The sequence below is a fragment of the Defluviitalea phaphyphila genome (genome assembly GCF_001466305.1).
In the GTDB taxonomy this organism is placed as follows: Bacteria; Bacillota; Clostridia; order Lachnospirales; family Defluviitaleaceae; genus Defluviitalea_A; species Defluviitalea_A phaphyphila.
On the sequence record NZ_JWID01000004.1, the window covers coordinates 50,924 to 63,335 of the forward strand.

General features: G+C 24.8%; 17 protein-coding genes. 2 read left to right on the plus strand and 15 right to left on the minus strand.

Annotated features, from left to right (window positions below):
• Positions 1-4 precede the first annotated feature (4 nt).
• The 6 genes from OM90_RS04110 to OM90_RS04130 all read right to left on the minus strand — a co-directional run bounded on the left by OM90_RS04110 (position 5) and on the right by OM90_RS04130 (position 3,815).
• Positions 5-520, minus strand: coding sequence for an FtsB family cell division protein (locus OM90_RS04110; RefSeq protein ID WP_058485632.1), 516 nt, complete (start codon positions 518-520; stop codon positions 5-7).
• Positions 521-534: 14 nt separating this feature from the next.
• Positions 535-1,467, minus strand: coding sequence for a 16S rRNA (cytosine(1402)-N(4))-methyltransferase RsmH (gene rsmH, locus OM90_RS04115; protein WP_058485633.1), 933 nt, complete (start codon positions 1,465-1,467; stop codon positions 535-537).
• 10 nt (positions 1,468-1,477) lie between these two features.
• Positions 1,478-1,909, minus strand: a complete 432-nt coding sequence (gene mraZ / locus OM90_RS04120; RefSeq protein ID WP_058485634.1) for a division/cell wall cluster transcriptional repressor MraZ — start codon at positions 1,907-1,909, stop codon at positions 1,478-1,480.
• A 160-nt stretch (positions 1,910-2,069) separates the two neighbouring features.
• On the minus strand, positions 2,070-2,237 hold the full coding sequence (locus OM90_RS12345; RefSeq protein WP_084757959.1) for a Spo0E family sporulation regulatory protein-aspartic acid phosphatase: 168 nt from the start codon (positions 2,235-2,237) through the stop codon (positions 2,070-2,072).
• Between the two features lie 102 nt (positions 2,238-2,339).
• A complete protein-coding gene (gene lgt / locus OM90_RS04125) occupies positions 2,340-3,206 on the minus strand; it encodes a prolipoprotein diacylglyceryl transferase (RefSeq protein WP_058485635.1) in 867 nt (288 codons plus the stop codon).
• 81 nt (positions 3,207-3,287) lie between these two features.
• Complete coding sequence (locus OM90_RS04130) at positions 3,288-3,815, minus strand: YhcN/YlaJ family sporulation lipoprotein (protein WP_058485636.1); 528 nt, start codon at positions 3,813-3,815, stop codon at positions 3,288-3,290.
• A 212-nt stretch (positions 3,816-4,027) separates the two neighbouring features.
• On the opposite strand from OM90_RS04130, the gene OM90_RS04135 reads away from it, so the two are divergent.
• Positions 4,028-4,207: a hypothetical protein gene (locus OM90_RS04135; RefSeq protein WP_058485637.1), complete on the plus strand. Its 180-nt coding sequence runs from the start codon at positions 4,028-4,030 to the stop codon at positions 4,205-4,207.
• A gap of 242 nt (positions 4,208-4,449) precedes the next feature.
• Positions 4,450-5,544, plus strand: coding sequence for a redox-regulated ATPase YchF (gene ychF / locus OM90_RS04140; protein ID WP_058485638.1), 1,095 nt, complete (start codon positions 4,450-4,452; stop codon positions 5,542-5,544).
• A gap of 25 nt (positions 5,545-5,569) precedes the next feature.
• On the opposite strand, the gene OM90_RS04145 is transcribed toward ychF, so the two are convergent.
• From OM90_RS04145 to OM90_RS04180, 9 genes are all read right to left on the minus strand, one after another.
• Positions 5,570-5,962, minus strand: a complete 393-nt coding sequence (locus tag OM90_RS04145; RefSeq protein ID WP_330381826.1) for a GerW family sporulation protein — start codon at positions 5,960-5,962, stop codon at positions 5,570-5,572.
• Entirely contained in the window at positions 5,940-6,884 is a 945-nt protein-coding gene (locus OM90_RS04150; protein WP_058485640.1) for a DUF2953 domain-containing protein, read from the minus strand. Before OM90_RS04150 ends, OM90_RS04145 begins: the two co-directional genes overlap by 23 nt.
• Before the next feature lie 6 nt (positions 6,885-6,890).
• On the minus strand, positions 6,891-7,202 hold the full coding sequence (locus OM90_RS04155; protein WP_058485641.1) for a hypothetical protein: 312 nt from the start codon (positions 7,200-7,202) through the stop codon (positions 6,891-6,893).
• Positions 7,203-7,300: 98 nt separating this feature from the next.
• Positions 7,301-7,471 carry a hypothetical protein gene (locus tag OM90_RS13025; protein ID WP_162838869.1) on the minus strand — a complete coding sequence of 57 codons (171 nt, stop codon included), beginning with the start codon at positions 7,469-7,471 and terminating at the stop codon, positions 7,301-7,303.
• 202 nt (positions 7,472-7,673) lie between these two features.
• Positions 7,674-8,246: a zinc dependent phospholipase C family protein gene (locus tag OM90_RS04165; RefSeq protein ID WP_207643860.1), complete on the minus strand. Its 573-nt coding sequence runs from the start codon at positions 8,244-8,246 to the stop codon at positions 7,674-7,676.
• A 543-nt stretch (positions 8,247-8,789) separates the two neighbouring features.
• On the minus strand, positions 8,790-9,509 hold the full coding sequence (locus tag OM90_RS04170) for an ABC transporter ATP-binding protein (RefSeq protein WP_058485644.1): 720 nt from the start codon (positions 9,507-9,509) through the stop codon (positions 8,790-8,792).
• Complete coding sequence (locus OM90_RS13075) at positions 9,482-10,477, minus strand: ABC-2 transporter permease (protein ID WP_207643861.1); 996 nt, start codon at positions 10,475-10,477, stop codon at positions 9,482-9,484. The genes OM90_RS04170 and OM90_RS13075 overlap by 28 nt, the downstream gene beginning before the upstream one ends.
• Before the next feature lie 874 nt (positions 10,478-11,351).
• A complete protein-coding gene (locus OM90_RS12740) occupies positions 11,352-11,495 on the minus strand; it encodes a hypothetical protein (protein ID WP_160323635.1) in 144 nt (47 codons plus the stop codon).
• Between the two features lie 79 nt (positions 11,496-11,574).
• Positions 11,575-12,378 (minus strand): MBL fold metallo-hydrolase, encoded by an 804-nt coding sequence (locus OM90_RS04180; RefSeq protein ID WP_058485646.1) that lies wholly within the window; start codon positions 12,376-12,378, stop codon positions 11,575-11,577.
• Between the last annotated feature and the right edge of the window lie 34 nt (positions 12,379-12,412).

The following is a 12,412-nucleotide window of genomic DNA, read 5'->3' on the forward strand; positions in this document are numbered from 1 at the left end:
AATTTCACTCTTCTCGCTTAAACCAATTAAAAAAATCAAAAAAACTAGCTGTTAAAAAATTTTCTTTATCCTCTTCTTCATCTTCTTGTTTTGGTTCGTAATATGCAGTGTAACTTATTTTAGGAACATCTATATATATTATTTGATGGGGTGAAGGCTCCACCATTCCTAATTCTTGCATAGCTTTTTGTTTTACCATATCAAGATCAATACTTTTTGCTATTTCTGATTTTAGTAATATATTGGCATTTTGAATCTCTTCTAATTCTTTTTTCATATTTTTAATCTCTTTTTGATTAGATGTTATAGATGCATACTGTTTCATGAGAAATAAACACCCAAGAAAAATCAAAAAAACATTTCCAATTAATTTTAGTTTATATTTTATTATTCTTTTTTTCTTTTCTTCTTTTTGTTTTTTTAAAAGATAAGTTTTATCTTCTAGTAAAATGTCATGGGCATCATTAATATTATCTTCACTTTTAGGTACTACAGAGCCATATATGTAATCCTCCTTCATTAGCAACCCCCCAATTATAATTTTTCTATAATTCTAAGTTTTGCACTTCTTGCTCTGGGATTAATCTCTATTTCTGTTTTTTTAGGTAAAATAGGTTTTCTAGTTATTATTTTTACTTTTCTTTTTTTACCACAAACACACACTGGAAATTCTGGAGGACAAGTACAAGGATTTTCTAATTGTTTAAAAGTTTGTTTCACGATTCTATCTTCTAGAGAATGAAAAGTGATAATACACAATCTCCCTTTAGAGGCTAAAGAGTCTACTATATCTAGTATTGATTGTTTTAATATTTCTAGTTCACCATTTACTTCTATACGAATGGCTTGAAAAGTTCGTTTGGCAGGATGAGGTCCATCTCTTCTAGCTCCTAATGGTATTGCCTTTTTTATAATATCAACTAATTCATAAGTAGTTTCAATTGTTTTTTTACTTCTTTCTTTTACAATAAATTCTGCAATTCTCTTAGCCCATCGCTCTTCTCCATAATTTTTAATAATTTCCTCCAAACGATTTTTACTATAGTTATTTACGACATCCTTTGCACTAAAAGACTGATCTTGATTCATTCTCATATCTAAAGGGGCATTTTGCATATACGAAAAACCTCTATCTGGCTTGTCCAATTGATGAGAAGAAACTCCTAAATCAAGCAACATACCATCTATAAAATCAACTTCTAGTTTTTTTAATATAGTTTTTATATTAGAAAAATTATCATGTACTAATACGACATTCTTATATTTATTTAACTTTATTTCAGAAGCTTTAATAGCATTTATATCTTGATCTATGCCAATAAACCTTCCTTTTTCACTTAATCTTTTGCAAATGGCTTCCGAATGTCCTGCTCCACCCATAGTTCCATCTACATAAATACCATCTTTTTTTATCTGTAAACCATCTATACACTCATTAAGAAGTACTGATATATGATGAAAGTTCATTTTTTCACTCCTATATTCCTAACTCCTGCATATTTTCTGCAAGGTCATTGGCATCAAAATTATCATCATTATTATATGCATCCCAATTTTTCTTACTCCATATTTCTATTCTATTTAAAACTCCAATTAAAATAACGTCTTTTTCTAAATTACTATAAGTTCTTAAATTATTAGGGATAAGTATTCTTCCTTGTTTATCTACAGAACATTCTACTGCTCCTGCTAAAAAAAACCTAACAAATTTTCTAGCATTGGAATTTGTTAAAGGGAGAGTTTTTAATTTATCTTCAAAAATTTTCCATTCAGTTAAGGGATATATAAATAGACAATTATCAAGCCCTTTGGTTACCACAAAGGTATCTCCTAGTCCTTCTCTAAATTTAGAAGGAATAATTAAACGTCCTTTAGTATCTATGGTATGTTGATACTCTCCCATAAACATATATATCCCGCCTTAGGTCTTTTCTACCACTTTCCCCCACATACAACCACTTTATATTCTATATTGTATTATGGCAAAAAAAATTTTTCAAGTATTTTTAGAAAAAATAAAAAGAGATAGGAAATATTCCCTATCTCTTAAAAATAAATTATTCACTAAATTATGCTTCTAAATATTCATTACCATAATCATTATCAGCATAATAATTTAAAATTAACTGATCTAATTCTGTGCTTAGTTTGTAAATTTCTTCAAAATCTTCTTCTTTTTCAATTAAGTTATTTAACCTTTCTCTTAGAATATCAATTTCCCCGTAAATTGTATTCATTTTTTTCACCTCGTTTTTCTAAAATCCCCACAATTTATTTCTCTTTCTATATATTGTGTATGATTTATTATAATATATTTTTTATAAAAAATCAACATATTGCTACACTTTTTTACTGTTTTTATATTTTTTCCTATTATATATAATTAGTGATAATCCTATAAAAATTAATATTCCTGATAAAACTTGAGAAACTGCTATTCCAGTTGAACCAATAATTAACTGATCAGTTCTCAATCCCTCTATCCATATTCTGCCACATCCATAGCCTACTAAATACATTAAAAATACTTCTCCAGTAAATTTTTTTCTTTTTTTATACCACAAAAGAAAAAGGCAAACTCCCAAATTCCACATTGATTCATATAAGAATGTTGGGTGCACCTGTATATATTCAATTCCTTCATGAATATATAAATTATTTAAAATATTTTCTGTAAGATATTGCCCGACATTTTGTTTCATTAAACGCATAGCAAAAAAAGAATTAGTATATTCACCAAAAGCTTCTTGGTTAAAAAAGTTTCCCCATCTCCCAATAGCTTGACCTAGAATTAAGCTGGGAGCTGCAGTATCTGCCAATAACCCAAAGGACATTTTTCTTTTTTTAGTAAAAATCCATGCTACAATTATAGAAGCTAATACTCCACCATATATAGCTAATCCGCCTTCCCTTAAAGCAAAAATCTTTAAGGGATTATTTTTATAACTATCCCACGAAAAAATTACATAATATAATCTAGCTCCAATAATTGCTGCAATTAAATCATATAATAAAAAATCTATATAATCTTCTGGTTTTTGATTAGTTCTCTTTGCTTCTCTAAGGGCAAGCATAAGCCCACTTATAACACCTAATCCTATAATAATTCCATACCAATATACAGGAAATCCAAAAATTCTAAAAGCTACATTATTTAACCTTTCAATCTTAATCCCTAAATGTGGAAACCAAACCTCTGGATGCATAAAGCTCCTCCTTATCTTTTGTTTATTTTTTATTATAATTATTTTCTTTTAAAATGTAAAATATAATTTAAAAAATAAAGATTATATAGTAGGAGTTATTCTTCTTATAATACTATTTATTTCATCTACTAATCCTTCTTCTTTTCTATCTTCTCTTAAATTTTTTGCAATCTCTTTAATTCTTTTAACCATTTCTTCAGAAGTAGTAATTGATACATTTTTTAAAGAAGTATCAGTTAAAAATGTTTTCTCTTCTATTAATTTTTTTATTTCGCCAATTTCTTCTTCACTGATACCTGAAATTAAATCAATTCCTATCAAAGCCGTATTTCCCACAATAATTACTGTTGTATCATCTACTTGTTCAAAATTATTTATCACTTTTGCAATATTACTAGCTCTTTCTGTATTATATTCTGAATTATTAATATCAATATTTTTATCAACTTGTTCGGGAATATTGTATGGATTAGAACGGTCAAATTCTTCTATATATCCTTTTATCGTATTTTCATTAGAATAATTTACTCTATTTTCTATAGATTTATTACATCCAGTTAATCCTAATAAAAACATAAAAGTTAAGCAAAGTAAAGGCTTAATTTTCACTTATTTTCACCTCCTATATTATTCTTTGAAAAAATAAATATTTTTAAAGTAGAAAAGAATGTTCATTTCACCACAGATTTCTTTTATTTACAAAAGGTATAAAAAATATTTTTAATTAAATACTAAATATAATTTCTTTTTTTTATAAAATAATTATGTTAAAATACTCTTAAAAATAAAACTATAATAATAAAATTTAGGAGGTTAATTATATGGCTGCAAAAACTAAAAAACGTCATTATCGTGTTGCTCAAAAAGAAGTATCTTCTCCTAACAAAGGAATATGGATAGAAAATGATAAAAAAAATCAATATATTCTTTTGGCTATAGGATTATTTATCTTTACCTTTATTAAAGGTTTTATTATTGGCTATTTTGTATCACGAGACTAAAGCACAATGTTAAACCATTGTGCTTTTATATTATCCTTGAATTCCTTTCCCTTTATTTAGTATAAATTTTATTTTAAAATAAATTTTTCTATAAAATAAATGAAAGGATTAGTTGTTTTGTAATTTGTTTGTAAAATTAAGCAAAATTCTGTAATATTGATTAAAATAAAAGGATTAGTTATAATATAAACTTGTATGAATATAAAACAATTTTTTAATTGAAAAGAAAGGAAGAATCCATTATGAAACTTGGTATTGTTGGTCTCCCTAATGTAGGAAAAAGTACTCTATTTAATTCTCTTACAAAAGGGGGAGCAGAATCAGCCAACTATCCTTTCTGCACCATTGACCCTAATGTCGGCATTGTACCTGTTCCCGATTATAGGTTAAACCGTTTAGATGAAATGTATAATGCAGAAAAAGTTACTCCTGCTGTTATAGAATTTGTAGATATTGCAGGACTTGTAAAAGGAGCAAGTAAAGGAGAAGGGCTGGGAAATAAATTCTTATCTCATATTCGTGAAGTAGATGCTATAGTTCACGTTGTAAGATGTTTTGAAGATGAAAATATTGTACATGTAAATGGTTCTGTAGACCCTATTCGTGATATTGAGACAATTAATCTAGAACTAATTTTTTCAGATATTGAAATTATAGAAAGAAGAATTCAAAAAACTCAAAAAGCAGCTAAAGCTGATAAATCTTTAAAAAACGAACTATTAATATTAGAAAGATTAAAAAAAGAATTAGAAAATGGCAAATGTGCAAGAAGTATTGATTTTAATGATGAAGAAAAAGAATTTATATCTTCTCTTAATCTTTTAACTTATAAACCGGTAATATATGCTGCTAATGTAACAGAAGATGATTTAGTTAATAACGGTCAAAATAATGATTATGTAAAAAAAGTTTTAGAATATGCCAAAAATGAAGGCTCTGAAGTTTTTGTAATATGTGCAAAAATAGAAGAAGAAATAGCAGAACTAAATGAAGAAGAAAAAAAATTATTCTTAGAAGACTTAGGAATTAAAGATACAGGTTTAGAAAGATTAATTTCAGCTAGTTATAAACTATTAGGGTTAATAAGTTATTTAACTGCAGGGCCAAAAGAAGTTCGTGCTTGGACCATAGTTAAAGGTACTAAAGCTCCTCAAGCAGCAGGAAAAATTCATTCTGATTTTGAAAGAGGATTTATTAGAGCAGAAGTAGTATCTTTTGATGATTTAATGTCATGCGGTAGCTATTCCGCTGCAAAAGAAAAGGGGTTAGTTAGATTAGAAGGTAAAGATTATATAGTACAAGACGGAGATATTATTTTATTTAGATTTAATGTATAAAAAAATGGATGGAATCCCATCCATTTTATATTTCATCTTCACTTTCTTCTTTGTCTTTTTTGCTTCCGATATTAAATTTAGATAATATTCCTGGAATCATATCTATTATCTTGTTAACACTATCTTGACTTTTTACATTAATTAACTGCACGGAACCATCTTTTTTAATTACTAATATAGCACTAGGAGTTATTTTAGCACCTAAACCTCCTCCTCCAGCTCCACCTGCATCTTTATCATCTTTTCTTTCTGCTCTTCCTTCTGAAGCTCCAGCACCAGCTCCAAAACTTACATCAATTAAGGGAAGTATTGTAGCTCCTTCTACATGTACTGGCTCTCCTACTACTGTTTTAGTTGATATAAACTTTTCCATTTGGCTAAATAAAGCTTCGAAACTATTCTTTAAATTTGATTCCATTATCATCTTCCTTTCTTTTTCGATATAAAGATATTATTTGTCTTATAGGTTTATTTAATAAATACTCGACAATGATTTTAATAATTATTCCTATTTTAAAATTTCCTATAGCTTTAATTTTTCCTTTAAAAATTTTCTCATCAAAATTTCCTTTGATATTTACACTATTTCCTAAATAAGGGCTTATTATTCCTATACAAGCTAAAACATATCCTGTACTAGCAGGGTCTTCTAATCCTAATTCCCCTTTACAATAAAACTTATCTGGCATTATATGACGAAATAATTTTTTAATAAATTGATATGTACATGTTAAAATTTCTTTTTTATTAGGATATCTTAGTGTATCTTTTATTGTACTAAAAACATCACTTTTTTCTTCTTCCTCTATTTTTTCAAATGAAGCTTTATTAGTTTTCTCTATTTTCTTTTTCTTTAATTTTTTTATAAATTTTTCTTTTATCTTATCATCTTCTAATATATTTTCTATTTTTTTATCATCTTCTAATATATCTTCTATTAATACATCTTCTATATTATTTAATTTTTCTATATATTTTTTAAAATCAACTTTTTCTTTATTAACCCCTTTGTAGCTTTTATTATCTTCATGAATATTTATATTTTCTTTTTTTATATTAATTGACTCTTTCTCTAAGGGTTTACTTAACATATTTTTCCCAAAAATTTTAAAAATCTTATTACTTTTAGAATTCTTAATGTAATATCGATAATATACTAATTTTTTTAACCATCTTATTTCTATATCCATATATATTGTATCAAATTTAGATAAATAAATAGAATATTTGATAGGAATAAACAATATCATACTCAAAATAATTAAAAGTATTAATAATATAACTCCTAGTATAATCCCTGTATATTTTAAAATAGTAAGCAAAAACAATAATACTGACATAGTTTCCTACTCCAATTTAAAAAATTCTTTAATTTTTGTGGGATCTTTGTATTTCTTGTAAACTGATTCTATAATTTTTCTAGTAAGTTCAAAAGCTTCTTTTTTCCCTTGTGCTATCCCTATAACTTTATATCTTTTATTAGAATAAATATCTTTAACAATTTCTCTGCTTTTAATAATATCTAAAAGATTATTAGAACAAGAAGTAACACAAATACAATAAATATTTTTACAAGGATGATTATGGATAAGTTTGTTTATTACTATATCTTTCTCTTTTATATTTTCTCCAATATAACAGTTATCCACTAAAATCATACTCATCTTCTTTCTTAATATTATTCTTTACTAATTTTGACCAATTTTAAATATATTATAACAAAATAAAAAAAGAAAGTCACGATATTATGTGTGACTTATCGTAGTGCAGCTTCTAATTTAGGTAAATGTTCTAAGGGAAATAATTTTAAAAGCTGCTTATATTGTTCTTGAGTTAATCCTTGAGTAAATGCATATATCTCTATTTTTTCTTTTGTATCTACTTCTTGAAAACGTTTTTTTAATTGTTCAAAACTTTGTTGGTCCAAAATATACACTCCTTTTTATTAATTTCATATTTAGTATGTACTACATTTTATAATATATTCTTTTAAAAGTTTTATTTAATAAATTATCAATTTATAGTAATAATAAATATATTATTTTATTATTACTATTTTTAGTAAAATAAAAATTATAAAAAATCCATAGATTTAAAATAATTAAATCTATGGAGCTTTAACTTTTATTTTATACTAAGCATACTGCTGGAACTCTTACTTCTTGTAATTCCATAATAAAGTATGTTAAAAGAGCTGCAGAATGAACTATAGCATTTTCTAAATCAATCCTAATAATTTCTTCCCAAGATAATTTTTTAACTTTAAAAATATATTCATTATTAGTTTTTTTTATATATTTATCTATCGAATCTATTCCTTTTTTTATACTTTTTAAATAATCTATAACCATATTATTTATATTCTGTGAAATTTTAATGTTACATTTTTCTCTGTCTAAATAATATTCATATTTAATATGTTTTTTCATATCAACAACATACTTATTATGAGAATAACAAAAAGCGTCCGCTATATAATGACTAAGTATACCTAATATAAAAGAAATCCTATTTATATTCTTTTCTTGTAAAACAATTCTATTATATTCCTTTTTAAAATGAGGCAGGATAATCTGTGGAGAATGTATCTGTATTCTTCTAAGAGGTTGAATATCGGGCATTTTAGATCCTAGTCTCATTAATTTTCGGTTAAAAGAAACCCCCACTAATGATTCAATAATATCTCCAGCATAATCCGCCACATATGTATGGCTGGATAGTCTCAATGGTACACCTTCTTTTTGTTTGTTTTATATATTGCCAAATTTATTATACTATGTTTTTATTTGTACGTCTATATAAATTATATATACACATAAAAAAATTCTTTAGACTTATATTATATTTTTTGGTTACAAAATATAATATATGATATTTTTATAAATATTCTATATTTACAAAAAAGTTTTATAATAAAAATTCTAAGTGCTTTTTTCTAAATATTTATCTCAACTTTTTTTACATAATAAATGCACTTGTGAAATAAATCTGCTAAAATGTAATACCACAAATACATAAGAAGGAGATTTATTCATAAGTGTGCTCTAATTGTATCAATAAATTACTAAATTTAAAAGGGGTAAAAGTAAAAAAGGTTTATGATACTAATGGGCCAACTGAAGGTTTTAATAATAAGATTAAGGTTTTAAATTGACAAAGAGTCACTAAAATCCTTAATTTTATAGGATTTTAATGGCTTTTTTTAAAAATTTAATTTAGAATAATAGACTTTGTCTACACTTTGATTATATTGCTTTTTCATTAATATATAAATTTTTATAAATAGCATCCAAATCTAAGTTATCACAATAATTAATCTTCTTTACTATTTCTCCATTCTTAAGAAACACAAAATTTGTTCCTATTTGTTTCAAAAAATCTAATATATGACTTGATACAATTATTATACAATTATGCTTTTTTGCATATAATATCTCTTCTTTTAGACTAATAACACTTTTTGTATCTAGTCCATTTGTAGGTTCATCTAGTATAATAAGAGGTGGGTAATTCATAATAGCCACAATTATACTTACTCTTTTTCTCATTCCCATTGAAAGTTTTTTAATTAGTGTATTTCTATACTCCCATAATTCAAATTTTTTAATTAATCGTTCGCATTCTATCTCATTATTATCTAGGCATTTAACAGAAAAAACAAAATTAATAAATTGATAAACTGTAAGATCTTCATATAAAAAAGGGCTCTCTTCTAAATATCCAATATGTTTTTTCGTTTCAATATCTGCAGTATTCATTTTATTAAGCATACATTGTCCATTATTACTTTTCATAACCCCTGAAATAATTTTTATAGATGTTGATTTTCCTGAACCATTAGGCCCAACAATACAAGTTACTTCTCCACCACCTATATTTAATGAAAAATTATTTATTCCTTTCTTTTTTCCATAGAACTTAGTGATATTGTTAATCTCTAATAAATTTCTTCCCATTTCATCCATTTACTTTTCCCTCTTTTCAACCCAAAATATATGAAAATTAATGAAATACCAGGTAAAACAAATAGTAGAATAATACTTATTAACAATGGTAAATCAGTTTTATTTATTTTAGGATAAAATGCTATTATTATACTACAGAAATAAAAAGATAATATTAATGTAATTAAAATAATTGTTATAAAAATAGCAAAAAAGCTTGTTATATTTATTTTGCCTAATAACATCTGAACAAATAAAAGTAATAATGGAATAATAGAAGATAAAACTGACATACAGAGTATTTTTGCTAAAATAAAGGTATTATATTGAATTGGCAAATAAAGATAGATTCCTTTGAATTTTGAATCTGCCTTAAATAATTCCTGAGATAATAATGAATTTAAAAAAACAAAACAAATCATAAATCCCATTGTTAAATTAATAGGTATTTTTTTAAAGTTTATAGCTATAAATACAAATATCATAATAAATAGAATTTGTATACTTAAAAATGACTTTTTCTTACTCATTATAATAAAATCTCTCAATATAAATGATTTAAAGGGACTTCTTTTATATTTAGTGAAAAATTTTTTAGATAACTGTATATTAGGAAGTTTTAATTTAAATCTTGATTTTATTTCAACTTCAAATGTATTTTTATAGAATGTTATATAGAAAACAAATAAAAGTATACTTATTACAATTATTTGTAAAATACTAAATTTAAAAATAATATTTACAACATGTTGAATTTCATTAATACTACCTAACTTACTTAAAATATTAATGATTAAGTCCTTTTTATCCAAACCATTAAATGATCTTTCTATAGAAAATACAAATGAATTTTTTATAATAAAAATAATTGAAATAAAAATACAAAGATCTTTTAAAAAAATAACATATGTATTTCTTATGGTATTATATATGATACAAATAAAAAATAGAATGCAAAACGCAAGTATTTGTCCTATAAAAATTTTCATAATATGAATTACATCAAAATCAGTAGTCTCCCATTGGTGGAAAAAAGAATAAAAAAATACAAATAAAATAAATATTTTATATTGCTTAGAAAAAAGTACAAATAATAATTCTTTTGTATTAAACCCTAATGATTTAAGAAATCTTATTTCCTTTCCTCTCATATTATTATACAATTTTGCATGTATAATAATAATAAATATACAAATTAATAATATATTTAAGCCATAAATAAAATCATTAATAATATTAAAAGAATATTTTATTAATTTATTATATGTAAATATATGTCCCAAAAATCCAGAAAATATAGATATAAAAATGTATAACAATATATTAATGATAATAAAAATAGGAATAGAAATTTTTTTATTTTTAAAAACAATATTCTTATAATATTTTTTTATTCTAACTATATTGAAAACCTCCTTCTAAATTATTTATGCTAATAACGTAGACACACAGATTCATACTTTATTTTAATATAATGTATTAATATATAATATTATATATTAATATCCATCTTAATGAAATCTTTAAACTCTTGAGATTTTTATCATTTTCTAACTCCATTTTTTATTATTACAAAAAACATCAATAATTTTCCTTAATCTAAGTTACCAATATTCACTATTAATTTATTTGCTATAATTATTCTTTATTTTATAATATATCTAGTATTGTTACAATAGTCTTGTTTTTGTTGATTTTTACTTATTATTATATATTCATGGTTTATAGATGTTATTTTATTTATATTCTATTTAGAAAACTAAAAAGTTAGAATAAACCTTCATACTAACCACAAAACAGGTGGTTTTCAATATACAAAAAGAGCTATCTCAGAAATTATTCTAAGATAGCCCTTGACACTGACTACTTGTTCTTTTGCTTAAGTCCACTTTTTTTTCTACTTTTTTGAGAATCTTGTTGTGGCATAGATTCAGAAGCAAATTCTTCAGTTGCATAGGAAGGAGGCTGACTTGCTCTTTTCTTTTTTTTCTTTTTGTTTTTAGCCATGGGAACACCCCTTTCTTGCTTATAATTATCACCCTCGGTAATAATTATTTAGCAAAAAGGAGTTTTTTATACATATTATTTATATTTCAAATATTTTAGATATTTCATCCCTACTGGCTACAGTTAATTCTATTTTATCATCTACTTCTATCCCGGAAGATATAAGTTCATTTCTCACACTCATATAAGCTAAATCTGGATAATTATTTTCTTTGCTTAAATGTCCTAAAATTACAGCCTTTAAATCTTTATGAAAAACATCTACCAAAACCTTCCCCGCCATTTCATTACATAAATGTCCATTCTTTCCTAATATTCTTCTTTTAAGATAGTAAGGATAAGATCCTGTCTTTAACATATCTATATCATGGTTAGCCTCTAATAAAATCAAATTAGATTCTCTTATATTATTTTTAATATGGCTATTTATATGCCCTAAATCTGTGGCTATACTTATTTTTTTATTTTGGCAAATAAAAGTATACCCTACTGGGTCTGCTGCATCATGAGGAATACTATATGAATATATAATTAAATCTTTAAATATTAAGTCCTTTTCTTTTTCAATTACTATACGATTATTAGGATTAATCTTTCCTATTCCTCTCTCCATTTCATCTATAGCTTCCCATGTATTTTTATTAGCAATCAAAGGAATATCAAATCTTCTAGATAATATTCCTGCTCCTTTTATATGATCAATATGTTCATGGGTAATTAGAATTCCATCAATGTTCTTAGGATTTACATTTATTATTTCTAATCCATTTTGAATTCTTTTACCACTTATGCCTGCATCAACTAGTAAATTAACTTTAGGACTTCCTATATAAACACAATTCCCACTGCTGCCGCTAGCAATAGTACAAAGTTTAAATCCCATCATGATTTCTCCTTATCAAAATCTCTGCGTTGTA

Bases quoted from the DNA above. Each gene is read 5' to 3' on its own strand.
- OM90_RS12740 (WP_160323635.1), bottom strand. From the start codon at position 11,495: ATGGCTAAAAACAAAAAGAAAAAAAAGAAAAGAGCAAGTCAGCCTCCT.
- mraZ (WP_058485634.1), bottom strand. From the start codon at position 1,909: ATGTTTATGGGAGAGTATCAACATACCATAGATACTAAAGGACGTTTA.
- OM90_RS13075 (WP_207643861.1), bottom strand. From the start codon at position 10,477: ATGAAAATTTTTATAGGACAAATACTTGCGTTTTGCATTCTATTTTTT.
- rsmH (WP_058485633.1), bottom strand. From the start codon at position 1,467: ATGAACTTTCATCATATATCAGTACTTCTTAATGAGTGTATAGATGGT.
- OM90_RS04110 (WP_058485632.1), bottom strand. From the start codon at position 520: ATGAAGGAGGATTACATATATGGCTCTGTAGTACCTAAAAGTGAAGAT.
- OM90_RS12345 (WP_084757959.1), bottom strand. From the start codon at position 2,237: ATGAATACAATTTACGGGGAAATTGATATTCTAAGAGAAAGGTTAAAT.
- OM90_RS04150 (WP_058485640.1), bottom strand. From the start codon at position 6,884: ATGTCAGTATTATTGTTTTTGCTTACTATTTTAAAATATACAGGGATT.
- ychF (WP_058485638.1), top strand. From the start codon at position 4,450: ATGAAACTTGGTATTGTTGGTCTCCCTAATGTAGGAAAAAGTACTCTA.
- OM90_RS04145 (WP_330381826.1), bottom strand. From the start codon at position 5,962: ATGGAATCAAATTTAAAGAATAGTTTCGAAGCTTTATTTAGCCAAATG.
- OM90_RS04155 (WP_058485641.1), bottom strand. From the start codon at position 7,202: ATGATTTTAGTGGATAACTGTTATATTGGAGAAAATATAAAAGAGAAA.
- OM90_RS04135 (WP_058485637.1), top strand. From the start codon at position 4,028: ATGGCTGCAAAAACTAAAAAACGTCATTATCGTGTTGCTCAAAAAGAA.
- OM90_RS04170 (WP_058485644.1), bottom strand. From the start codon at position 9,509: ATGGATGAAATGGGAAGAAATTTATTAGAGATTAACAATATCACTAAG.
- lgt (WP_058485635.1), bottom strand. From the start codon at position 3,206: ATGCATCCAGAGGTTTGGTTTCCACATTTAGGGATTAAGATTGAAAGG.
- OM90_RS04180 (WP_058485646.1), bottom strand. From the start codon at position 12,378: ATGGGATTTAAACTTTGTACTATTGCTAGCGGCAGCAGTGGGAATTGT.